Source organism: Bradyrhizobium sp. AT1 (genome assembly GCF_001590795.1).
GTDB lineage: Bacteria > Pseudomonadota > Alphaproteobacteria > Rhizobiales > Xanthobacteraceae > Bradyrhizobium.
In genome coordinates, this window is record NZ_JXDL01000001.1 from 5,641,720 (window position 1) to 5,664,266 (window position 22,547).

The 22,547-nt window shown below is 65.5% G+C and carries 26 protein-coding genes and 1 other RNA gene; 10 read left to right on the forward strand and 17 right to left on the reverse strand.

Annotation, left to right across the window (positions count from 1 at the left end; translation table 11 throughout):
- Nucleotides 1-231, forward strand: a 231-nt coding sequence (locus SE92_RS26055; RefSeq protein ID WP_245324696.1) for an ATP-binding protein, incomplete at its 5' end; no start/stop codon positions are given.
- 3 nt (nucleotides 232-234) lie between these two features.
- Here SE92_RS26055 and SE92_RS26060 read toward each other — a convergent pair.
- The 9 genes from SE92_RS26060 to SE92_RS26100 form a co-directional block, all read right to left on the reverse strand.
- On the reverse strand, nucleotides 235-744 hold the full coding sequence (locus SE92_RS26060) for an Lrp/AsnC family transcriptional regulator (protein WP_025032510.1): 510 nt from the start codon (nucleotides 742-744) through the stop codon (nucleotides 235-237).
- 97 nt (nucleotides 745-841) lie between these two features.
- Nucleotides 842-1,765, reverse strand: coding sequence for a PfkB family carbohydrate kinase (locus tag SE92_RS26065; protein ID WP_063199818.1), 924 nt, complete (start codon nucleotides 1,763-1,765; stop codon nucleotides 842-844).
- Nucleotides 1,766-1,771: 6 nt separating this feature from the next.
- Nucleotides 1,772-2,710, reverse strand: a complete 939-nt coding sequence (gene nudC / locus SE92_RS26070; protein WP_063199820.1) for an NAD(+) diphosphatase — start codon at nucleotides 2,708-2,710, stop codon at nucleotides 1,772-1,774.
- Nucleotides 2,711-2,720: 10 nt separating this feature from the next.
- Nucleotides 2,721-3,140, reverse strand: a complete 420-nt coding sequence (locus SE92_RS26075; protein ID WP_063199823.1) for an HIT domain-containing protein — start codon at nucleotides 3,138-3,140, stop codon at nucleotides 2,721-2,723.
- Nucleotides 3,141-3,420: 280 nt separating this feature from the next.
- The gene (locus tag SE92_RS26080) at nucleotides 3,421-4,548 is read right to left on the reverse strand and encodes a muconate cycloisomerase family protein (protein ID WP_063199826.1); all 1,128 of its coding nucleotides are present in this window, start codon (nucleotides 4,546-4,548) and stop codon (nucleotides 3,421-3,423) included.
- A complete protein-coding gene (locus SE92_RS26085) occupies nucleotides 4,545-5,300 on the reverse strand; it encodes an SDR family NAD(P)-dependent oxidoreductase (protein ID WP_063199829.1) in 756 nt (251 codons plus the stop codon). Before SE92_RS26085 ends, SE92_RS26080 begins: the two co-directional genes overlap by 4 nt.
- Entirely contained in the window at nucleotides 5,300-6,094 is a 795-nt protein-coding gene (locus SE92_RS26090; protein ID WP_063199832.1) for an amino acid ABC transporter ATP-binding protein, read from the reverse strand. Before SE92_RS26090 ends, SE92_RS26085 begins: the two co-directional genes overlap by 1 nt.
- A complete protein-coding gene (locus tag SE92_RS26095; RefSeq protein WP_063199835.1) occupies nucleotides 6,091-6,753 on the reverse strand; it encodes an amino acid ABC transporter permease in 663 nt (220 codons plus the stop codon). The genes SE92_RS26090 and SE92_RS26095 overlap by 4 nt, the downstream gene beginning before the upstream one ends.
- 121 nt (nucleotides 6,754-6,874) lie before the next feature.
- Complete coding sequence (locus SE92_RS26100) at nucleotides 6,875-7,720, reverse strand: transporter substrate-binding domain-containing protein (protein ID WP_063199838.1); 846 nt, start codon at nucleotides 7,718-7,720, stop codon at nucleotides 6,875-6,877.
- Between the two features lie 184 nt (nucleotides 7,721-7,904).
- Between SE92_RS26100 and ffs the strand changes: the two genes are divergently transcribed.
- From ffs to SE92_RS26130, 6 genes are all read left to right on the forward strand, one after another.
- Nucleotides 7,905-8,001, forward strand: an RNA gene (ffs, locus tag SE92_RS26105) — signal recognition particle sRNA small type.
- Between the two features lie 95 nt (nucleotides 8,002-8,096).
- The gene (locus SE92_RS26110) at nucleotides 8,097-9,935 is read left to right on the forward strand and encodes a DNA polymerase III subunit gamma/tau (RefSeq protein WP_063199841.1); all 1,839 of its coding nucleotides are present in this window, start codon (nucleotides 8,097-8,099) and stop codon (nucleotides 9,933-9,935) included.
- Nucleotides 9,936-9,964: 29 nt separating this feature from the next.
- Entirely contained in the window at nucleotides 9,965-10,285 is a 321-nt protein-coding gene (locus SE92_RS26115) for a YbaB/EbfC family nucleoid-associated protein (protein WP_063199844.1), read from the forward strand.
- A 1-nt stretch (nucleotide 10,286) separates the two neighbouring features.
- On the forward strand, nucleotides 10,287-10,889 hold the full coding sequence (gene recR / locus SE92_RS26120; RefSeq protein ID WP_028138898.1) for a recombination mediator RecR: 603 nt from the start codon (nucleotides 10,287-10,289) through the stop codon (nucleotides 10,887-10,889).
- A gap of 31 nt (nucleotides 10,890-10,920) precedes the next feature.
- The gene (locus SE92_RS26125) at nucleotides 10,921-11,352 is read left to right on the forward strand and encodes a hypothetical protein (RefSeq protein ID WP_063199846.1); all 432 of its coding nucleotides are present in this window, start codon (nucleotides 10,921-10,923) and stop codon (nucleotides 11,350-11,352) included.
- Between the two features lie 103 nt (nucleotides 11,353-11,455).
- Complete coding sequence (locus SE92_RS26130) at nucleotides 11,456-11,833, forward strand: hypothetical protein (protein ID WP_063199849.1); 378 nt, start codon at nucleotides 11,456-11,458, stop codon at nucleotides 11,831-11,833.
- 40 nt (nucleotides 11,834-11,873) lie between these two features.
- Here SE92_RS26130 and SE92_RS26135 read toward each other — a convergent pair whose 3' ends face one another.
- Together SE92_RS26135 and SE92_RS26140 are read right to left on the reverse strand one after the other, a co-directional pair.
- Nucleotides 11,874-13,232, reverse strand: coding sequence for an AmpG family muropeptide MFS transporter (locus SE92_RS26135; protein WP_063199852.1), 1,359 nt, complete (start codon nucleotides 13,230-13,232; stop codon nucleotides 11,874-11,876).
- A gap of 188 nt (nucleotides 13,233-13,420) precedes the next feature.
- Complete coding sequence (locus SE92_RS26140; protein ID WP_063199855.1) at nucleotides 13,421-14,617, reverse strand: DNA recombination protein RmuC; 1,197 nt, start codon at nucleotides 14,615-14,617, stop codon at nucleotides 13,421-13,423.
- Between the two features lie 170 nt (nucleotides 14,618-14,787).
- Between SE92_RS26140 and def the strand changes: the two genes are divergently transcribed.
- From def to truA, 3 genes are all read left to right on the forward strand, one after another.
- Entirely contained in the window at nucleotides 14,788-15,312 is a 525-nt protein-coding gene (def, locus tag SE92_RS26145) for a peptide deformylase (RefSeq protein WP_063199857.1), read from the forward strand.
- 137 nt (nucleotides 15,313-15,449) lie between these two features.
- A complete protein-coding gene (gene fmt, locus SE92_RS26150; RefSeq protein ID WP_063199860.1) occupies nucleotides 15,450-16,373 on the forward strand; it encodes a methionyl-tRNA formyltransferase in 924 nt (307 codons plus the stop codon).
- Between the two features lie 112 nt (nucleotides 16,374-16,485).
- Nucleotides 16,486-17,223 (forward strand): tRNA pseudouridine(38-40) synthase TruA, encoded by a 738-nt coding sequence (gene truA, locus SE92_RS26155; protein WP_063199862.1) that lies wholly within the window; start codon nucleotides 16,486-16,488, stop codon nucleotides 17,221-17,223.
- Nucleotides 17,224-17,375: 152 nt separating this feature from the next.
- Here truA and dapE read toward each other — a convergent pair whose 3' ends face one another.
- From dapE to SE92_RS26185, 6 genes are all read right to left on the reverse strand, one after another.
- Nucleotides 17,376-18,542 (reverse strand): succinyl-diaminopimelate desuccinylase, encoded by a 1,167-nt coding sequence (gene dapE, locus SE92_RS26160; protein ID WP_063199863.1) that lies wholly within the window; start codon nucleotides 18,540-18,542, stop codon nucleotides 17,376-17,378.
- Entirely contained in the window at nucleotides 18,539-19,159 is a 621-nt protein-coding gene (locus SE92_RS26165; protein ID WP_349510042.1) for a DUF805 domain-containing protein, read from the reverse strand. Before SE92_RS26165 ends, dapE begins: the two co-directional genes overlap by 4 nt.
- A gap of 132 nt (nucleotides 19,160-19,291) precedes the next feature.
- Complete coding sequence (locus SE92_RS26170; protein ID WP_084251886.1) at nucleotides 19,292-19,831, reverse strand: DUF805 domain-containing protein; 540 nt, start codon at nucleotides 19,829-19,831, stop codon at nucleotides 19,292-19,294.
- A gap of 81 nt (nucleotides 19,832-19,912) precedes the next feature.
- On the reverse strand, nucleotides 19,913-20,758 hold the full coding sequence (gene dapD / locus SE92_RS26175; RefSeq protein WP_063199872.1) for a 2,3,4,5-tetrahydropyridine-2,6-dicarboxylate N-succinyltransferase: 846 nt from the start codon (nucleotides 20,756-20,758) through the stop codon (nucleotides 19,913-19,915).
- 193 nt (nucleotides 20,759-20,951) lie between these two features.
- A complete protein-coding gene (locus SE92_RS26180; RefSeq protein WP_063199875.1) occupies nucleotides 20,952-21,641 on the reverse strand; it encodes a pyrimidine 5'-nucleotidase in 690 nt (229 codons plus the stop codon).
- Nucleotides 21,642-21,655: 14 nt separating this feature from the next.
- A partial coding sequence (locus SE92_RS26185; protein ID WP_063203764.1) for a DUF1036 domain-containing protein occupies nucleotides 21,656-22,547 on the reverse strand: 892 nt, incomplete at its 5' end.

The window sequence follows — 22,547 nt, forward strand, 5'->3', positions numbered from 1 at the left end:
GTGTCGATCGACGATGAAGGGCCCGGCATTCCCGCCGATCAACGCCAGACCGTGCTGGAGCCGTTCCATCGGCTGGAGAAGTCGCGCAATCGCGCGACCGGCGGCGCGGGCCTCGGCCTCGCGGTGGTGCGCAGCCTGGTCGAGGCCCATGGCGGAACGATCGAGATCGCCGCGACCCCGGGCGGAAGCACCCGCGTCAACGTCGCGCTGCCGGTATTTCGGCCGGCGTGAGACTCAGGCCGCCACCACCGCCGGGATCGGCAGCGCCGTCACCGACTTGATCTTCTCCATCGCGAAGCGCGAGGTGACGTTCTTCAGCGGCACGGCGCTGATCAGCTTCTTGTAGAACACGTCATAGGCCTGCATGTCCGCGACCACGACGCGCAGCATGTAATCGACGTCGCCGGCCATGCGATAGAACTCCATCACCTCGGGCATGGCGCTGACGGCTTCGGCGAACCTTTTCAGCCAGGCGTCGGAATGGTCGGAGCTCTCCACCGACACGAACACGGAGATGCCGAGCCCGATCTTGTTCTGGTCGACGAGGGCGACGCGCTTGATGATGACGCCGTCGGCCTCCAGCCGCTGGATGCGCTTCCAGCAGGGGGTCGAGGACAGGCCGACGCGGTCGCCGATCTCGGCGACGGACAGCGAGGCATCCTCCTGGAGCACCATCAGGATCTTGCGGTCGATGGCGTCGAGGCGGCGGCTGGTCTCGGGGATCTGGACGGCGACATCAGTCATTTGAAGAACTTTGTTCCATTTCAGGGGTTGATTTCCCTGATATAGAGAAAATCTTTCCACAGCAAGCCCATAATCTCAGCGCGAGAGTGGAATCGCTCTACCGCGCGCCTCGCAAAAGCTCTTCAACTTCAATGCGTTGGGCGGCCGCCTGGCCGCCGCCATGGCGGGTGCATTTCAGTGCTGCGGCGGCCGCGGCGAATCGCAGCGCCTCCCGCGCCCCCTTGCCCTCGGCCAGGCCAAGCGCGAAGGTGCCATGGAAGACGTCGCCAGCGCCGAGCGTATCGACCGCCTGCACCGGGAAGGCCGAAGCCTCCTCAAGCTCGCCGGTCTCGTTCAGCCAGGTCGTGCCGCGCGGGCCGCGGGTTGCGGCGAGGAAGGCCGGCGTCAGCTGCGCGAGGCGCCTCAAGGCCTCGCCGTCATCAGCGATACCGGCGGTCTCCTGCACCTGTTCGCTGGCGAACAGCAGGTGCGAGGCGGCGGTCAGCAGGCCGTCCTGCAACGACATCGCGCGGTCGACGCCGACGATGACGGGAATGCCGCGCCGCCGTGCTTCGGTGCAGAGGGAGATCGCGAACTCCGCACAGCGGCTCTCGACCAGGACAGCCTGACAATCGTCGAGCAGCTCGTCGGTCTCGGGCAGCTTGACCGTCCAGAGAGCAGGATCGCGATAGATGGTCAGCGTCCGCTCGCCCGTCGCGTCGATGATGATCGCAGATACGGGCGTGCTCACATTGGGCATGCGCACGATATGGCTGGTCTCGATGCCTTCGGCGGTCATGCGATCAAGGATAAAGCCGCTCGACGTCTCGCGCGCATCCCCCATCGGTCCCGCGAAAGCGACGCGGCCGCCAAGTCGGGCGATCGCGATGGCGGCGTTGAGCGCGTTGCCACCGCAGACCTCGGCGAGATGCGTCGCGTTGGCCTTGCTGCCGCGTGCGGGCCCGGCCTCGACCCGAAAGGTCAGGTCGCGCACGGGAATGCCGATGCAAAGGATGCGCGGCGCGGCCTTCGGTAGCGCCATCGGCGGTCAGCTCTTGTCGTGGACCCAGCGGCCGAGCAGGTGGTGGGCGATGGCGAAGGGATGCGGGCCGGCGAGCCCGTCCGGATGCGTCCGCGTCAGCATCAGGGCGGCTTCCTCGCGCGTGAACCAGCGCGCGTCCTCGAGCTCCATGCGATCGACGACGATGTCCTCGCTCACGGCCCGCGCGCTGCAGCCAATCATCAGCGACGACGGATAAGGCCAGGGCTGGGTCATGTAATACTGCACGTCGGTGCAGCGAATGCCTGACTCTTCCAGGATCTCGCGGCGCACCGCGTCCTCGATGGTCTCGGCGGCCTCGACGAAGCCGGCGAGGCACGAATACATCCCTGCCGGAAACTGCTTCTGGCGGCCGAGCAGGCACTTGTCGCCGGAGGCGACGTGCATGATCACGACCGGATCGGTGCGCGGAAAATGCTCGGCCTTGCAGGACGGACAGTCGCGCTTCCAGCCGCCTTCCTTCATCGCGCTGCGCGTGCCGCAATTGGCGCAATAGCCGTGGCGCTGGTGCCAGCTCACCATCGACTTCGCCATCGCGATCGCCGAGAGCTCCTCGGGGGGAATCGCGCCCTGCATCGCCATGCCGCGCAGCTCGGTCAGGGTGTAGTCCTCGCGCCCCACCAGCTTCTCGGCGGTCGCCTGCGACAGGCCCATGCCGAACATCGCGGCGCCGTCGCGAAGCCCTAAGAAGATCGTGCCGGGATTGGCGCCGCACTTCAGCGCCTCGTCGATCCCGAGCAGCGCGCGGATCTTGTCGCCCTCGCGCTTGACCAGCAGCGAGTCGCGATAGACGACATAGGCGCGCGAGGTCGGCTTCTGCTCCATGGCGAACAGCTTTTCGTCGTCGCGGCGCAGATGCGCGGCGCGGTCGAGGATGTTGGTGACGAAGGCCGGCTGCCCCAGCGGAAATGCGTCGAATGCTGACATTATCGTTCTTTCAACCCAACCAGATCTTGCGGCGAAGCGCGCTGATGAAATTCTGAACCTCTGCGGCGTCGTGCGCCAAGGGCGGCATCACGCCCCAGACCGGCCGCGGCCAGGCGGCGTCACTGGTGCGACGCGCGATGATGTGAACATGAAGCTGCGGCACGAGATTGCCGAGCGCTGCGACATTGAGCTTGTCGCATTTGGTGATCTCCTTCAGCGCGCGCGAGACGCGGGAGATCTCCGTCATCAATTGCGCCTGCTGCACCTCATCGAGGTCGATGATCTCGACGGCGTCAGTGCGCCGCGGCACCAGCAGCAGCCAGGGATAATGCGCGTCCTTGATGACCAGCACTTTCGACAGCGGCAGATCGCCGATGTCGATGGTGTCCTCTTTCAGGCGGGAATGCAGCGACCAGGCGGGTTCGGGCATAGGTGTTTCCGGATGGCCCGACGGGGAAACGGGCGTGTTGGGCGCGAGCATACGATAGGCAGTTAGCGAGGGGAAGGTTGGCAACTGCATACACGATCGTCGTCCCGGACAAGCGCGCCAAGGGCGCGTGCCGATCCGGGACCCATAACCACAGGGAGTTGTTTGGCGAAGACTCGGAATTGCCGGCCCGCCCAACACGTCTTCCTGTGGTTATGGGTCCCGGGTTCGCGCGTTGCGCGCCCCGGGACGACGACCGAGTTTGTGGCGGCCTCGCGGCGCCTCACGCCTCCGCCAGCACCCGTGCATTGGCCCGCACCGAGGCTTCGTTGACGCGGATGCCGAGGCCGGGGCCGTCGGGCACCACGACATGGCCGTTGCGATTCGCAATGCGCTCTTCCAGCACGTCCTCGGTCAGCACGTGGTGCGGCATGTAGAATTCGCAGCCGAGCGAAATGCCCGGCGTGGCCGCGATCAGTTGCGTTCCGGCGGCAAGGCCGATGCCGCCCTCCCACAGCGTTCCGCCGTAGCCGGGCAGGCCGGCGATATCGGCGATCGCCATGATCGCTTGCCCCTCGAACAGGCCGCCGGCCTTCATCAGCTTGATCGAGACGGCGTCCGCTGCCTCGCGGCGCACCACCTCCATCATGTCGCGGCGATCGAAGCAGCTTTCATCCGCGAGCACCGGCGTTTCCAGCGCCGCGGTCAGCTGCGCCATCACGTCGAGATATTTGCGCGGCACCGGCTGCTCGATGAAGGTCGGTGCGAACGCTTCGACGTCGCGCAAAATCTTGATGGCACCGAACGGCGCCAGCGCCTGGTTGTAGTCGACGCGTAGATCGACCTTGTCGCCGAACTCTTTCCGGATCGCTTCGAGATGGTCGAGATCCTCGCGATGCGGCTTCACGCCGGTCTTGACCTTGTAGATGACATTACCGTCCGGAACCATTTTCCGCATGCGGTCGAGATCGGCGGCGAAGTCCGGATCAGCGATCGAGAAGGAGAGAGGAATGGTGTCGCGCACGCGGCCGCCGAGCAGGTCGGCAACTGAGAGCCCCGACGATTTGCCGACGATGTCGAGCAGCGCCATTTCGATGGCGACCTTGGCCTCGGCATGCCCCACCAGCGCGCGGTCGAGCTCCGCCATCAGCGCGCGGATGCGGCGTACGGGCTTGCCGAGCACGATTGGCCTCAAGTAGATGTCGAGCGCGGAGAACGCCGCCTCAGGTGTTCCCGTGAATACTTCCCACGGCGCCGCCTCGCCCCAGCCGACCACGCCGTCGCTCGAGGTCAGCTCGATCAGCACGCGTTTCACGGTGCCCTTGACGTTGCCGACGCCCTGCAGGCGCGCCATCTTGATCGGGCTTTCGATCAGGAACAGCCTGATGCGCTCGACGGTTGCTTCGCTCATGTCAGGCCTCCATTGACGTGCCAGACCTGGCCGGTGACGTAGGACGCCTTCGGTGATGCCAGGAAGGCGATGATTTCTGCGACTTCCTCCGGACGCCCGCGGCGACGCATCGGGATCAGCGCTTCGGTGGCGGCGATCTGCTCGGGTGACAGCCGGCTTTCGCTCGGTTTGTCCTTGACGATCAGGCCGGGTGAAACCGCATTGACAGTGATGCCGTCGCTGGCGAGCTCGATTGCAGTCAGCCGTACCAATGCTTCCAGCGCGGCGCGGCTCGCGGCGGTCGCGGCGAACGGCGCGAATTCGGGCCGGATCGCGTGCGCCACGAACGATGAGACTGCGACGATCCGTGCATTGTGTCCCGCACGTAGCAGCGGCAGAGCGGCATCAACGAGACGTGTGAACGCGAGCGCCGATTCATCCATCGCCTGACGAAACTGATCGGCTGGCGTGCCGATCGCACTACCGCGCCGGGCATGGCCGCCGACGAGAACGAGTCCATCGAGCCGGCCGAATGCAGCTTGCGTGGCGGTGATGGCGTCGGTGATCGCGGCTTCCTCGACGAGATCGCCGAGACATTTTGCGACCACCGCGCCTTGCGCTTGAGCCTCCAGCGCGGTGGCATCGAGACCTCCGGCGTTGGAGCGCGTGTGCAGCAGCAGCCCGGTGCCGGGCGCGGCGAGCAGTTTTGCGGTGGCGCGGCCGATGCCGCTGGCGGCGCCGGTGACGAGATAAACGCGATCGATATCAGGCATCAGGATGCTGCATTGGCCGGCGGCAATGCGCCGGTGCGGTGGAAATGGCTGAGGAAGGCGCGCGTTGCGGCTTCCCTGGGGTTGTCGATCACCTGCCGCGCCGGGCCTTCCTCCACGACGACACCGTCGCGCATGAAGATCAGGCGGTCGGCGACCTCGCGGGCAAAGGCGATCTCATGCGTCACGATCACCATGGTCATGCCTTCGGAGGCCAGCTGCTGGATCACGTTCAGCACCTCACCGACAAGCTCCGGATCGAGCGCCGAGGTCGCCTCGTCGAACAGCATCACGTCGGGCTCCATGGCGAGCGCACGCGCGATCGCGACGCGCTGTTTCTGGCCGCCGGAGAGTGTCGCCGGATATTGGTCCGCCTTCTCCGCAAGGCCGACCTTGGCGAGCTGCGCCCGCGCAAGCTTTTCCGCATCGGCCTTCGCCATGCGCCGCACCGTGACCGGACCCTCCATCACGTTCTGCAGCGTCGTCATGTGCGGGAACAGGTTGAAATGCTGGAACACCATACCGGTGGTGGCGCGGAATTTGGCCAGAGTCTTCACGTCGGGCAATTTCGCGCCGTCGCCGAATGCAAAGCGTGTGTCGCCGACGCGGACGCTGCCGCCGTCGGGCACGACCAGCAGGTTGATGCAGCGGAGCAGCGTCGATTTGCCGGAGCCGGACGGACCGATCAGCGCGACGACGCCGCCTTTGGCGACGTCGAGATTGATGTTCTTCAGGACCTCGTTGCTGCCGAAGCTTTTGCGTAAGGCTCGGATCTCTATCTTTTGCGTCTCGCTCATTCGCTCACCGCCAGTCGCTTCTCGCCGCGCCGGACGAGAATGGTGAGCGGGATCAGGATCGCCGCGTAGGCGATTGCGACCGCGGTGTAGGTCTCCAGCGGCCGGTAGCTGTCATGGGCGGCGACCTGGCTCTGATAGACGAGGTCGGGGACTGCGAGCACCGAGACCAGCGAGGTGTTCTTGAACTGGATGATCGACTGGTTCATCAGCGCCGGAATCATGCGCTTGATCGCCTGCGGCAGCACGATGCGCCGCATGCTCTGTCCGGGCGTCATGCCGAGCGCGGCGCCGGCTTCCGACTGGCCCTTGTCGATCGAGATGATGCCGCCGCGGATGATCTCCGAATAGAACGAGCCTCCATAGAGCGAGAGCGCCAGCGCCGAGGCCGTGATCGGCGTCATCTCGACGCCGGCGAGGATCGGCAGCGCGTAATAGAACCAGATCAGCTGCACCAGGAGCGGCGTGCAACGGAACGCTTCGATGAAGGTGAGAGCGAGGAGGCGTACCGCTTTGAAGCGTGACAGGCTGCCGAACGCGCCGAACAGACCGAACACCAGGCCGAGCACGACGATCACCACGGTAAAGCCGACGGTGACGCCAAGCCCGTTGAGAAAGAGCCAGCGATAGCTCCAGAGGATGCCGAAGTCCCACTGATACATGCGTGTCTTGACTCGTCGTAGGTGCGATCTCGCACCGTCGTTCCGGGGCTCGCGAAGCGAGAACCCGGAACCTCGAGATTCCGGGGTCGCCCTTCGGGCGCCCCGGAATGACCGTGAAAACTTACAACGACACGCCCGGCGGAATGTCCGCTTCCGTCACGCCCACCAACTCCATGTTGGTGATGATCGCGTTGCGGATGAAGCCGAGGCCCTTGTTGAAGTCGATCCAGGTGTTGACGTAGTCGCGCCAGGTCTTGTCGGCTTCGCGACGGAAGCCGGCGTTCGAGGTGGTGGCGAAGATCGGGGTCGGCAGCACGAGCTGGCCGAGCGAGGGATTCTTCTTCAGCACGGTCAGCGACAGCATCGTGATCAGGCATTGCGCGTCGACGCGGCCGGTCTGCAGCGCGGCGGTGGCGTCGTCGGCGGTCTTCAGCCGCGTGATCTGCGCCTTCGGCGTCAGGCGGCTGACGACCTGGTCGTGCGAGGAGCCCTGGTCGACCGCGATCTTGATGTCGGGCGAGTTCAGTTCGGCCCAGCTCTTCGGCTTGAAGTCTTTCTTGCAGAGGATGGCGAAGGCGTTGTTGAAGACGGGCACCGAGAAGTCCACCACCAGCGCGCGCTTCGGGGTCGGGTTGAGGCCGAAGAAGATGTCGATCTTGTTGGCCTGCAGATCGAGCACCGAATTGCCCCAGGTGGTCTCGGTGATCTCGAGCTCGGCCTCCATGTCGTCAGCGAGGCCCTTCGCAATGTCGATGTAGAATCCCTTCCACTGGCCGCTGGAGAGATCCTTCATGTAATAGGGCGCGCCGCCGCCGACCGCGCCGATCCGCATCTTCTTGGTGCGGCGGATGCGGGCGAAGGTCGATTCGTTGGGCTCGGCGGTCTGGGCCACGGCAGGCGCGGCCAGCACGGCTGCGGTCACGGCACCAAGTCCGACAATCGATGCAACATCACGACGTGTAACCATTGGGATCACTGCTTTTCTGGTTGGATGGGGTTCCAATGGAGCGTTCTTAGCAAGGTGGTCCCACCGGCGAAAGCACAGCCTATCGGCTGGGCAGGCCAGCAATTGCCTGGATGCTGGGCAGGACCAACCTGATCCGGGCGATACCCGCTTGCTTTCCGGCTCCTTTGGCCCCAAATAGAGACCGGGAGATTGGCGGTGGACGAGCCACTCGCCAACCGGGTCAGGTCCGGAAGGAAGCAGCCCTAACGAGGTCCGGATCGGGTCGCTCGTCAGTCTCCTACCTGTTTTTCGAGCGAACCAGCGCCGGCGGCACCAGCCGCCAGCGCGCTCCTTTCCGCAAAAGCCGGCCACGAGACATTTCATTGCGGATCGACCTATGACCGACGCTGGCGCCCCTCCGAACCCCGATAGCGCCGGTCCAGCTGGCAATGCGCCGTACCGGGTGCTGGCGCGCAAATACCGCCCCTCCAGCTTCGACGATCTGATCGGCCAGGAAGCGGTGGTCCGCACCGTCTCCAATGCGTTCGAGACCGGACGCATTCCGCAGGCCTGGATCCTCACCGGCGTGCGCGGTGTCGGCAAGACCACCACCGCGCGCATCCTGGCCCGCGCGCTCAACTACGAGATGCCGGACGGTTCGGTGAAGGGCCCGACCATCCATATGCCGACGCTCGGTGTGCATTGCCAGGCGATCATGGAAAGCCGGCACATGGATGTGCTGGAGATGGACGCGGCCTCGCATACCGGCGTCGACGACGTCCGCCAGATCAACGACAGCGTGCGCTACGCGCCGGCCAGCGCCCGCTACAAGGTCTACATCATCGACGAAGTCCACATGCTGTCGACGGCGGCGTTCAACGCCTTCCTGAAGACGCTGGAGGAGCCGCCGGAGCACGCCAAGTTCGTGTTCGCGACGACCGAGATCCGCAAGGTTCCGGTCACGGTGTTGTCGCGCTGCCAGCGTTTTGACCTGCGCCGTGTCGAGGCCGACGTGCTGATGAAGCACCTCGCCAACATCGCCGCGAAGGAAAACGTCGAGATCGAGCCGGAGGCGCTCGGCATCATCGCGCGCGCCGCCGAGGGCTCGGTGCGCGATTCGCTGTCGTTGCTCGACCAGGCGATCGCGCATGCCGCAGGCACCGTGAAGGCGGACGCCGTCAGGCAGATGCTGGGCCTCGCCGACCGTACCCGCGTCATCGACCTCTTCGATTCGCTCGCGCGCGGCGACATCGCGAGCGCTTTCAAGGAATTCCGCGATCAGTACGACGTCGGCGCCGACCCGATCGTCGTGCTTTCGGACCTCGCCGAATTTGTCAATTTCGTCACCCGCGTGAAGATCGTGCCGGCGACCGCCGACAACGTCGCCTACGGCGAGACCGAGCGCGTCCGCGCCAAGGAGTTCGCCTCGAAAATCTCGATGCGCGTGCTGTCGCGCATGTGGCAGATGCTGCTCAAGGGCATCACCGAGGTGCAGGCGGCGACACGTCCCGCTGCCGCTGCCGAGATGGTGCTGGTGCGCATCGCCTATGTCGCCGACCTGCCGACGCCGGATGAAGCGATCAAGATGCTGGAGCAGAACGGCGGCGGCTCGCCGGTCGTGACCGGCGGCGGTGCCGCGCGCAGCACTGCGCCGGCCGCGCCGATGGCGTCCGCCACGCCGATGTCTGGCGCCCCCGTGCGCATGCCGACATCCTCGCCGACTGCGTTCGGTGGCGGCGCCCGGCCGCAGATGGTGGCGCCCGCGCCGGATCCACAAGGTGCGGCGCCTCAGCTCCGCGTCACGAGCTTCACCCAGCTCGTCGCGCTCGCCGGACAGAAGCGCGACATCATGACCAAGAGCGCGCTCGAAGGCGACATGCGCCTTGTTCGTTTCGAGGAGGGCCGGCTGGAGGTCGCGCTCGAGCCCAACGCCTCCAAGACCATGATCTCCGAGCTTGCCAAGAAGTTCGAGCAGTGGACCGGCCGGCGCTGGACCATCGTCGTGTCCAACGAGCAGGGCCAGCCGACGCTGCGCTCGGTGAACCAGGCCGCCAAGCAGGAGCATGCGCGGACCGCGGAAGCCGATCCGCGCGTGCAGGAGGTGCTGTCGCGTTTCCCCGGTGCGAAGGTCGTCGAGGTCCGCAGGCTTGCCCCCGAGACGCCGGAAACCAATATAAACACCGACTATGGCAGTGACGATCCGCCCGACGGTTCCGACGGCGACGACGATCTCTGAGCCATCTTTCTTTCTGAGGACACGCACCCATGGCTGATTTTCTCGGCATGATGAAGCAGGCGGCGCAGCTGCAATCCAAGATGCAGGAGATGCAGGAATCTCTGGCCAACGTTGAGGTCGAGGGCATCTCCGGCGGCGGTCTCGTCGCCGTGCGCATGACCGCGAAGATGGACGTCAAGGCCGTCAAGATCGATCCCTCGCTGATGAAGCCGGAAGAACGCGAGGTGCTGGAAGACCTGCTCGTCACCGCCATGGGCGATGCCCGCCGCAAGGCGGAGACCGCGATGCAGGAGAAGATGCAGGCCCTTACCGGCGGGCTCGGCCTGCCGCCGGGGCTGTTCGGCCAGTAAGATGGGCGCGGTTGCAGGTCCCGAGATCGAGCGGCTGGTCCAGCTGCTTGCGCGGCTGCCCGGCCTTGGCCCGCGCTCGGCGCGGCGCGCCGCGCTGCACCTGATCAAGAAGCGCGAAGCGTTGATGATGCCGCTGGCCTCGGCCATGCAGGTGGCGCTGGACAAGGTTCAGGTCTGCAAGACCTGCGGCAACATCGACACGCAAAATCCCTGCACCGTCTGCACCGATCCGAAGCGCGATCCCGCCATCATCGTCGTCGTCGCCGATGTCGCCGACCTCTGGGCGCTGGAACGGGCCAATGCGACTCAAGGGCGCTATCATGTGCTGGGCGCGACATTGTCGCCGCTCGACGGCGTCGGGCCACAGGATCTGACCATCGACGCGCTGGTCGCGCGGGCCCATGATTCGCAGGTGCACGAGATCATCCTGGCGCTGAATGCGACGGTGGACGGCCAGACCACCGCGCACTACATCACCGACCTGCTTCAGGACGCCAATGTGAAGGTGACGCGGCTTGCCCATGGAGTTCCCGTCGGCGGCGAGCTTGATTACCTCGATGAAGGTACGCTATCGGCAGCGATGCGGCAGCGGACCCTGTTCTAGCCATCCCAGAGATCTCACGGAACGCAACGACATGACGAAACTTTTCGCCACTCGATTGGCTTTGGTCGCGACGATGGCCATGCTGGCGACCCCGGCCATCTCCGCGCAGCAGGGCGACGAGGCGCCGCCGCCGTCGAAGCCCGGCAAGCCGATCAACAATGGCGACGTGCTGTCGGGCGAGCTGAACGCGATGAAGGTGCGCGACGGCAAGAACGGCAAGCGGATTCCGATGTATCAGATCACCTCCGAGCCGCGCCGCCTGCCGGCCCCGAACGGGCTGTGCAATCTCGAGACCGGCCCTGAAACGTTCCAGCTCGTCACCTCCAGCGACGCGCAGGCCACGCAGCTCAAATCGTTCGTCGGCAAGGAAATTTCCGTGAAGGTCGACGAGATCGCCTGCGCCAGCGATGCCGGCCAGATGAGCGAAGCCGTGATCACGAAGTGGAGCATCATCAGGAAGTAGGAGAGGACGATTTGGCCGCGCCGGCGATCAGCACCGCTCCTTGCTCTCCGGTTGTGTGTCGCGCATAGTGCAAGCGGTCTGACTTTGGGGAGATCGCTTTGCTGTGCGGGAAATAGCCCTTGCGTTCCTGCTGGTCTTGGCCGGCGCAACTCCTTGGCCGGTCTCGGCTGCACCGGACGCTGCGTCTTATCCGACCGCCGCAGCCGCCCTCGAGGCGCTGCGCGCCAAGCCCGGGGTGAAGACGTCCGTTCGATCTGGCTGGACCGTGATCGAGGACGGAGCCACGCTGAGCCTGTGGTCGTTTCCACCTGCGGGGCACCCGGCCTATCCGGCGGCCATTCAGCGCCGCGTCGTGCAGGAAGGAAGCGACGTCGTCATCCGGATGAACGTGCTGTGCGAAGCGTCCAGGGTCGCTTGCGATGCGCTGGTCGCTGATTTCGAGGCTCTCAATGGACGCATTAGAAAAGAGATGCAGCGCTAAAGCATGATCGGCGTTGCGCCCTTGCCCGCCTACGAGACCGTCACACCCGCACCGGCCCGAGCGCCTCGAAATGCCCGCGCCTCTGCAGCCAAGCCAGCAGCACCAGGCTCGGGATCGCCACCAGCACGCAGATCACGAAGAACGCCGGCCAACCGGTCGCCGCCGCCACGAAGCCCGCGCCTGACGAAAGATAGGTCCGCCCCACCGCCGCGAGCGCGGTGAGCAGCGCGTATTGCGTCGCAGTATGCAGCGGGTTCTGGCACAGCGCGGAGAGATAGGCGACGAAGATCACGGTGCCGATGGCGCTGGTGAAATTCTCGGCGCAGATGGCGAGCGCCAGCGCCCATTGATTGGTGCCGACGATGGCGAGCCAGGAGAAGGTCAGGTTGGCCAGCGCCTGCACCACGCCGCCGATCCAGAGCGATGCCGCCAGCGGATAGCGCCGCGCGACGAAACCGCCGGCGAAGCCGCCGATCAGCGTCGCGGCGAGGCCAACGCCCTTCACGATCGCCGCATAGTCGTTGCGGGTGAAGCCGAGGTCGATCACGAACGGCGCGGTCATCGTGCCGGAAAACGCATCGGTGAACTTGAACAGCACCACGAAGGCGAGAGCGGCGAGCGCGTCCTTGCGCGACAGGAATTCCGAGAACGCTCCGATCGCGGCGTGCAGCACGCGCGCGAACGCAGTCTCCGTTTTCGTCGCGGCCTCAGCCTGCACCGATTGCCCGGGTTCGGTCGCGGCCAGCGCCGTGATCGTGCCGATCAGCACCATCGCGGCCATCACCACATAGCCCCACATCCAGGCCGATGTGCGGGTGATGCCGGTGCTCTCGAAACCCGAGACGATGAACAGCGCGCCCGCGGTCGAGACCAGCATGCCGATGCGGTAGGCCGCGACATAAGCTGCCATGCCGGCGGCCTGCTCGCTTTCCGGCAGGCTCTCGACGCGGAAGGCATCGACCACGATGTCCTGAGTCGACGACGTCGTCGCCACCAGCAGCGCGCCGAGCGCGACGTAGAACGGCGAGCGTGCCGGATCGGTCATCGCCAGCAGCAGGATGGCGACGATCAGCAGCAGCTGCGAGAACAGCAGCCAGCCGCGGCGTCGTCCGAAGGCACGCGTGAACAGCGGCACGTGCAGCGCATCCACCAGCGGCGCCCACAAAAACTTCAGCGTGTAGGGGGTGCCGACCAGCGCAAACAGCCCGATGGTCTTGAGATCGACCCCGGCCTCGCGCATCCACACCAGCAGTGTCGAGCCCGACAAGGCCAGCGGCAGGCCCGAGGAGAAGCCGAGGAACAGCACGATCAGCACCCGCGGCTGCAGGTAAACGGCAAGACTATCGCGCCAGGAGGTCGCAGGAGCGGCGGCGGGGGAGGTCGCGTCGGGTGCGGTCATGGGGCGGTGTTAGCAGATTCTGGGGGGCGGTGTCGTTCCCGCCAGTCACAAAGCAGGTGTCGTCGCCCTCCCGGTGTCATCGTCCGCGAAGGCGGACGATCCAGTAATCACCAGCACCTCGGCCCTATCACGACTGCCGCGGCGTACTGGATGCCCCGCCTTCGCGGGGCATGACAGTGTGCCCTCATTCACTCCCCCGCCTGGAGCTTCCGCGGAAACAGCTCGCCTGCGCCCGCCACTAGCCGCGGACCTTCCGGCGCATCGGTCTTGCTGAAATCGAGCTCCTCGATCCTCCCTGCGCGCTTTTCGATCTTGTCGGCGGAGATCAGGATCTGGCGGACGTCCTCGTTCGCGTCGGAAAAATGTTTCTGCAGTTTGACCACGCGGTCGCGCAGGCGGCCGAGGTCGTCGCCGAGCTTGATCACTTCGGTCTGGATCTGGTCGGCGGCATCGCGCATGCGCGCGTCCTTCATGATCTGCTGCATCACCTGGATCGCCAGCATCAGCAGCGAGGGCGACACCAGCACGACGCGGGCGCGGTAGGCCTTCTGGATCACGTCGTCGAAGCCGTCATGGATCTCGGCGTAGACCGATTCCGACGGCACGAACATCAGCGCCATCTCCTGGGTCTCGCCGGTGATGAGATATTTTTCGGCGATGTCGCTGACATGCTTCATCACGTCGGCGCGCAGCCGCTGCGTGGCAACGCGCTTCTCCTCGTCGGTGCGGGCGTCGTGCAGCGCCGTCATCGCCTCCAGCGGGAATTTCGCGTCGATGCAGAGCGGGCGCTGGTCGGGCAGGAACACGACACAGTCGGGCCGCTTGCCGGTCGAGAGCGTGAACTGGAACTCGTAGGCCCCCTTGTGAAGGCCGTCCTGGACGATCGCCTCCATCCGCGCCTGGCCGAACGCGCCGCGCGACTGCTTGTTGGCGAGCACGTCGCGCAAGGTCGTCACCTGCGTGGTGAGGTCGGTGAGGTTCTTGTGCGCGCTGTCGATGATGCCGAGCCGCTCGTGCAATGCGCGCAGGCTCTCCATGGTGTTGCGGGTCGAATGTTCCATGGACTGGCCGACGCGATGGGTCACCGAATCCAGCCGCTCGTTGACCGCTCGCGCCATCTCGGCCTGACGCCCCGCCAGGGCCTGGGTCATGGCGTCGACCCGGCCGGAAGACTCGCTCTGGGCGCGCAGCACCTCGCTCAGCCGTTCCTCGAGCTCGTCGGCCCGGATCGCGTGCGCCATCGCGAGTTCCGCGCCGCGCCGTCCGGAGCGGGCGATCACAACGGCAATGACAATCAGCAGGATGAGGACGAGTGCACCGAAGCCGATCAACGCATCGATGGTGCGCACCGGCCAGTCGCCAATCAGGAAAATAATCTCGTTCATGTGCCCTTCTAGCGCGATTCGCCGATATTCGCGAACGAATAGGGAACGTGAGGGGTTAATCACCCCCTAATTTTTATGGTTAACGAAAGCTGAAGTTTTATGGTTAGCGAGGGGTTAACGGGGTTCCTCTCCGCATTGACCGCATCCGGCATGCGGCTTAAATCGCGGCCATGGCCCTCAGAGAAATCATCATCCTGCCCGACAAGCAGTTGCGTCTGGTCTCCAAGCCGATCGAGAAGGTCACCTCGGAGATCCGCAAGCTTGCCGACGACATGTTCGAGACCATGTACGACGCGCCCGGCATTGGGCTGGCGGCGATCCAGGTCGCGCAACCGCTGCGGCTGATCACCATGGACCTCGCCAAGCGCGACGAGAACGGCGAGACCAAGCCGCTGCCACGCGTCTTCATCAACCCAGAGATCATCGCCTCGTCCGAGGAGCTGTCGGTCTACGAGGAAGGCTGCCTCTCGATCCCCGAATATTACGAGGAGGTCGAGCGCCCCGCGAAAGTGCGCGTGCGCTTCACCGATCTCGACGGCAAGGTGCACGAGGAGGACGCCGAAGGCCTCTACGCCACCTGCATCCAGCACGAGATCGACCATCTCAACGGCGTCCTGTTCGTCGACTATCTGTCGAAGCTCAAGCGCGACCGCGTGATCAAGAAGTTCGAGAAAGCCGCCAAGCGGGCGGAGTAACTACGTCCTCCGCCGTCATGCCCGGGCTTGTCCCGGGCATCCACGTTCTCTAGCGCCGCGGGCAGGAAGAACGTGGATGGCCGGGACAAGCCCGGCCATGACGGGTACCTTGCTCGCTCCGAGGATTGTCTCGCCACATGCCCCTCCGCCTCATCTTCATGGGCACGCCCGATTTCTCCGTGCCGACGCTGCTCGAACTGGTCGCGCATGGCCATGAGATCGTGGCTGTCTACACCCGCGCGCCGAAGCCGGGCGGGCGGCGCGGCCTGCAATTGCAGCCGACCCCGGTCGAGGAAGCGGCGCGAAGACTCGGCATTCCCGTGCTGACGCCGAAGACGCTGAAAACCCAGGAAGCGCTCGACGAGTTCAGCGCCTTCGAGGCCGATGCTGCCGTCGTGGTCGCCTACGGCATAATCCTGCCGCAGGCGATCCTCGATGCGCCAAAGCTCGGCTGCTACAATCTGCACGCCTCGCTGCTGCCGCGCTGGCGCGGCGCGGCGCCGATCAACCGCGCGATCATGGCCGGGGATGCCGAGAGCGGCGTCATGGTGATGAAGATGGATGTCGGTCTCGACACGGGCGACGTTGCCATGGCCGAGCGTCTTGCGATCACCGACAGCATGACGGCGCTGGATCTGCACGACCGCCTCTCCCGCCTCGGCGCCGACCTGATGGTGCGCGCCATGGCCGCGCTCGATCGTGGCGGGCTGCAGCTTAGGAAACAGAGCGAGGACGGCGTCACCTATGCCGCCAAGATCGACAAGGCCGAGGCGCGGATCGACTGGAGCAAGCCGGCGCGCGCGGTGCTGCGCCACATCCACGGCCTGTCGCCGTTCCCGGGCGCCTGGGCCGAGCTCGAGAATGCGCGCGTCAAGATCCTGCGCTGCGAGCTGGCGCAAGGTGCGGGCGCGCCGGGCGCCGTGCTCGATGAGCAGCTCACCATCGCCTGCGGCGAGGGCGCCATCCGCATCAGTGAGCTGCAGCGCGAGGGCAAGGGCCGGATGCAGGCCGCGGACTTCCTGCGCGGCACGCCGGTGAAGGCCGGCGCGAGGTTCAGCTAGCCAACTCGTCATACGCGGGCTTGACCCGCGTATCCATCTTCTAACAAAACTCTTTCCCAGGCGATGGATTGCCGGGTCGAGCCCGGCAATGACACCGGACAAAATCGGATAGATGCCCCGCTACAAGCTCACCATCGAATATGACGGCGCGCCGTTCTTCGGCTGGCAGATCCAGGACACGCTGCCCTCGGTGCAGGGCGCGCTGGAAGCCGCCGTGAAGGCGATGACCGGTGCGGATCTACGCGTGCACGGTGCCGGCCGCACCGATGCCGGCGTGCACGCGCGCGGCCAGGTCGCGCATGTCGATGTCGACAAGCCATTTCCGCTCGGCCGTTTTCGCGATGGGCTGAACGCGCATCTACGCCCGCATCCGATCGCGGTGCTGGAGGCCGAAGTTGTTCCTGATAGTTTCGAGGCGCGCTTCTCGGCGGTGAAGCGGCACTACCGCTATCGCGTCATCAACACCCGCGCCAATCTCGCGCTCGACATCGGCCACGCCTGGCGCGTGCCACGCAAGCTCGATGCCGACGCAATGCATGCGGCGGCGCAGCGCCTGCTCGGCAAGCACGATTTCACGACGTTTCGCGACACCGAGTGCCAGGCCAAGTCGCCGGAGAAGACGCTCGACCAGCTCGACGTCGAGCGGGATGGACGCGAGATCACGATTGTGACGTCGGCGCGCTCGTTCCTGCACAGCCAGGTGCGCTCGATCGTGGGATCGCTGGTCTGGGTCGGCGAGGGCCGCTGGACCGCGGATGATCTCTCTGCAGCACTCGCCGCCCGCAACCGCGCCGCCTGCGGCATCGTCGCGCCGCCGGAAGGGCTGTATCTGATGAAGGTGGATTATTAAGGCCTTCGCCTCTCCCCGCTTGCGGGGAGAGGCCGGAATTTGCGAAAGCAAATTCCGGGTGAGGGGGAGCCTCCGCGAGTCCAACTGCTACGGTCCTCGCGGAGAGTCCCCCTCACCCCAACCCTCTCCCCGCAAGCGGGGCGAGGGGGATATCACCCGAAATACCTCGTCAAAATCCCGCGATAGACCTTCGTCAGCTTCTCCAGATCCGCCACCGGCACGCGCTCGTCGACCTGGTGCATGGTCTGCCCCACTAGGCCGAACTCGATCACCGGGCAGTAGCTCGAAATGAACCGCGCATCCGACGTGCCGCCTGATGTCGACAGCTCCGGCTTGCGGCCCGTCACGTCCTCGATCGCGGCCACCGCAAGATCGGTGAACGAGCCCGGCTTGGTGACGAACACGTTGGAGTTCGAGGGCTCCCAGACGATGCGGGCCTTGATGCGGTTGCCGCAGGCTTTTGCCACGCGCGCCTCGACCAGTTCGCGCAAGGACGCCTGGGTATGGTTGTCGTTGTAGCGGATGTTGAACCTGGCGCGGGCCTCGCCGGGGATCACGTTGAAGGCCTTGTTGCCGACATCGACGGAGACGAATTCGAGATTGGAGGCCTGGAATTGCGCGCTGCCATGGTCGAGCGGCTCGTCGGAGATCGCCACGATCAGCCTGGAGATGTCAGGCACCGGATTCGCCGCACGATGCGGATAGGCGACGTGGCCCTGCACGCCGTCGACATAAAGCGTGCCGGATTGCGAGCCGCGGCGGCCGACCTTGATGGTGTCGCCGAGCGTCTCGACATTGGAGGGTTCGCCCAGCACGCAATGGTCGAATGTCTCGCCGCGCTCGGCGGCCCATTTCAAGAGCTTGATGGTGCCGTTGATCGAGACGTCTTCCTCGTCGCCGGTGATCAGGAACGAGATCGAGCCCTTGCCGTCGGCGCGCGCTTTGCCGCCGTTCGCGGCCAGATGCTCCAGGACCGCGGCGACCGAGCAGGCGATACCGCCCTTCATGTCGACCGCGCCACGGCCGTGCAGGACGCCGTCCTTCACCTCGCCGGAGAACGCGCCGATGGTCCAGGCGCTTTCGTCGCCCGGCGGCACGACGTCAGTGTGGCCGGCAAACGTGATGTGCGGGCCTTCGGTGCCGATCCGCGCATAGAGATTGTCGACGTCGGCGGTGCCTTCCTCGCTGAAGGTCACGCGGTGGCAGGTGAAGCCTGCGGCACCGAGGGCTTTTTCGAGCACCCCGAGTGCACCGGCATCTTCAGGAGTTACCGAGGGGCAGCGGATGAGATCGCGGGCAATGGACAGAGCATCGGTCATGCGCCCCGCTTAACATGCATGCCGCCGGGTGGGCTAGCGCTGGGCGGGACAATTTCGATCTCGCGGCTCTGGTCCCAGCTATCGGCAGAGGGCGATACGGCGTCCTCGACCTTGGCCAGCGGATCGGGACCGAAGCGGTTGTGGCCCTCGCTGCCGGGCATGCAGAACATGTCGATGAACCCCCACAGCCACAGGGTCGAGGCGGTGAGGCTGAACGGAAGCATCCAGCGGGCGTTGGGCAACAGGTCCGAGAACTGACTGTACAGGCCGGGCGCGACGCAGAACGGGATGATCCACCAGCCGCCCCTGTCGCGATCATGCAGCCGCTTGATCGTGGTCGCCAGGAAGATCCACGTGAACAGCGCCAGACCGGATGACTTCAGGATCATATCCGTGCGGTCGAATGAGGCCGGCGAGCGATAGGTTCGGGGGTCGACCAACTTGAACAGATCGTCGAGGCCGAAGTCGAAATCGACCGTCAGGGATAGCTTCGATGTGCCACGGGCGCCGACGAGATGGATCACTTGGCCGATGACGCCGAGCAGTCCCGCCAGCAGCGCGACGATCAGAAGCGCCTGCCACAGCAGGGCGCGGTTGACGCGGCCGTCGAAGCGCAAGAGATACCAGGTCCAGTCCATACGAGGGGCTCCGGGCGGCAGGGGCCGCCCGAAGATTGGTCGCGAAGGTGCGAGAGGGGGTTCGATGAGGTCTCGGTGCGTTCCGCGAGCGCGGGATTCGCACCGCGGCGTCTATCTCGCGCTCTGCGAGGCGGAGCCAGACCTGTGCACGAGAAAATCTGGAAGACCATGCGGCTCGGGACGCGACGTGGCGGCAGCGGCACGAGCGCTGCGCGTCGGATCCGGCCCGAACCGGTTGGACCCGTCGGTCCCTGCCAGGAAAAACAACTCGATGACGATCCAGGTCTGCAGCAGGGACAGGGCAATCGCCAGCATCACGAGCAGCATCTGCCCGGCGATCGGAACGTCGACGCCGAACGAGAGTCCGAAATAGGCCCCGTAATAGAGGAAGGAGAGACGATTGACGACGAAAACGGCAAGTGCCCACCAGCCGCTTCTGTCGCGGTCGTGAAGCCTTTTGGCCGTCGTGACCATGTTGATCCAGACCATCGGGATCGCGGCCATCCAGCTCAAGGCTTGCGGTGACGAGACCAGAAACAAGGGCTTGAGCCAGGTCATGGCCCAGAGCGCGAGGAGCGTCAGCTCCACGACGAGGTATCTGGCGCGGTTGAGGCGGCCGTTGAAGCTGAACAATAGCCGGACGAAGTCCATCGCACCCTCCGGACCGGGCCTGCGGCTCGCGGTTCCGCAGGTTGGTCGTACCAGCCTGGACTTCGGTTCGACTGACGCGCTTTAATCCCGCAGCAGCTCGTTGATGCTGGTCTTGGAGCGCGTGCGCTCGTCGACGCGCTTGACGATGACAGCGCAGGCGGTGCTCGGGCCGATCTGGCCGTTCTTCATCGGCCTGCCGGGCAGCGCGCCGGGCACCACCACGGAATATTCGGGGACTTCACCCATGAAGATCTCGCCGGTCTCGCGGTCGACGATCTTGGTCGAGGCGCCCAGGAACACGCCCATCGCCAGCACCGCGCCCTTGCGGACGATCACGCCTTCGGCGACCTCGCTGCGCGCGCCGATGAAGCAATCGTCCTCGATGATGACCGGCTCGGCCTGCAGCGGCTCGAGCACACCGCCGATGCCGGCGCCGCCGGAGATGTGCACGCGCTTGCCGATCTGGGCGCAGGAGCCGACGGTGGCCCAGGTGTCGACCATGGTGCTCTCATCGACGTAGGCGCCGAGATTGACGAAGGACGGCATCAACACGACGTTCTTGGCGATGAAGGCCGAGCGGCGCACGACCGCGCCCGGCACGGCGCGAAAACCGGCATCGCGAAACCGGTTCGGACCCCAGCCTTCGAACTTCGAGGGCACCTTGTCCCACCAGCTCGCCTTGCCGGGACCGCCGCCAATGACGTCCATGTCGTTGAGGCGGAACGAGAGCAGCACCGCCTTCTTCAGCCATTGATTGACCTTCCACTTGCCGTCAGCGCCACGCTCGGCAACGCGCGCCTCGCCCTTGTCCAGGGTCTCCAGCACCTGGTCCACGGCCTCGCGTACTTCGCCCTTGGTCGAGGTCGAAATGCCGTCACGCGCGTCGAACGCGCTGTTGATGGTGGATTCGAGGGCTGCAAGGGACATCGGGATTTCCTCTGGGGACTGGGAATTTGGACGGATTGGGGCGCTTTTTCGGGATTTGGGCGGACGGAGTCAAGGCAAACTCCGCCGTCGTCCCGGCCCCCTGTAGCCCGGATGGAGCGCAGCGCAATCCGGGAAGGTCTCTGCGCGGCGCGAGGTGCCCCGGATTACGCTGCGCTCCATCCGGGCTACGGCCTTAGCGAGGGAGTCCCGCCAAAAACCCCGTCAGATCATCCGTGACGTGATCGACATGGGCGGCATCCCGGCCTTCGAGCTCCCAGTCCTCGCGCACCACCTCCTTCGTTCCATCCGGCACCACCAGCACCGTGGTCATGCCGAGTTGGTGCGGGACGGTGAGGTTGCGGGCGAGGTCCTCGAACATGGCGGCCTTGGTCGGATCGACCGCATGGTCCGTGAGGAATTTCCTGTAGGTCCGCTCGGCCGGCTTGGGCTCGAATTCGGCGGCGATGATGTCGAACACGCCGTCGAAATGGCCGGCGAAGCCGAGACGCGCCAGCACTGCATCGACATGGTCGACCGAGCCGTTGGTCAGGATCAGCTTGCGCCCCGACAATCTTGCGATGGCTTGGCCGAGCGCCGGGTTCGGCTCCAGCGGCGAATGGTCGATCTTGTGGACGTAGGCGAGATAGTCGTCGGCGGACACGCCATGCAAGGTCATCATGCCGCGCATGGTGGTGCCGAATCGCAGGTAATAATCCTTCTGGAGTTTTCGAGCCTCCGCCGGCGTCACCTGCAGCCAGCTCGACACGAACTCGGTGATCCGCACATCGACCTGCTGCCACAGATTGACGTGGTGCGGATACAGCGTGTTGTCGAGGTCGAACACCCAGGTGTCGACATGGGAGAAGGCGCGGGGTTGGCTCATCGCAACTCTCCCATTCACGGCACCGCGAATCGCAGCGTCTTGCCGCCGCTGCTCATATCCACCGCGCCAAAGCCCGTCGCCGAAAATCCGCGCGCGCCGCAATCGGCCTGCTCAACGGTCTCGAACTTGGTCTCGCGCGTGCAGAGCTGCTTGTCGCCGCCCCAGTTCAGCGGCCTGTCCTTCAGCTTGACGACGCGGTTGTCGGCATCGACCGCTTCCGCGAAGCTGAAGATCTGCTTCGGCTGGCCGGTCACGTCGGGGTGCAGGCAGGTCTTGGGATCGATGCGATACCAGCCGCGGCTGGTCACGGACTTGCCGTCGTCGGTCGCGATCGCCGCCATCACCTTGTGCGAGGTGTCGTTGCACCAGGTGAGGCCGGTCGCGGACGGCGTCTGCACCGCATCGACCATGGTCTTGAAGAAGCTTTGCGAGCCCACGACGTCGGAGGACAAGCCGCGGCTTTTCAGGAAGGCGGCCAGCGCGCCCTGCGTCTTCGGTCCGTCGACGCCGTCGATTGCACCGACGTCGTAGCCCGCGATCACCAGCAGGCGCTGGATGCCGGCGAGGCGGGCCTGCTCGTCGTCATATTCGGAATCCTCGGCGAGGTAGGCGGTGAGGTTGCCGTCCGCCGCCTGCGTCGGCGTCACTTGCGTGAACGCGACTTGCGCCTGGCCGCTGCGGCACTGCCGCGCGGCCGCAATGACGAAATTGTCCTGCGCTACGCACAGCATGTCGCTGCCGTTCTGCGGGATCGGAGAGGCACCATAGACGCCGAGCGCACGGGCGTGGAGCAGGATGCGGTCGGCCATCAGCGTGCCCTGCACCACCACGCGGCAGGTGGCGGGATCGATCCTGAACCAGCCGCGCGTCGCGGTCGCCGCCTTGTCGTCGATGCCGATCGCGGCT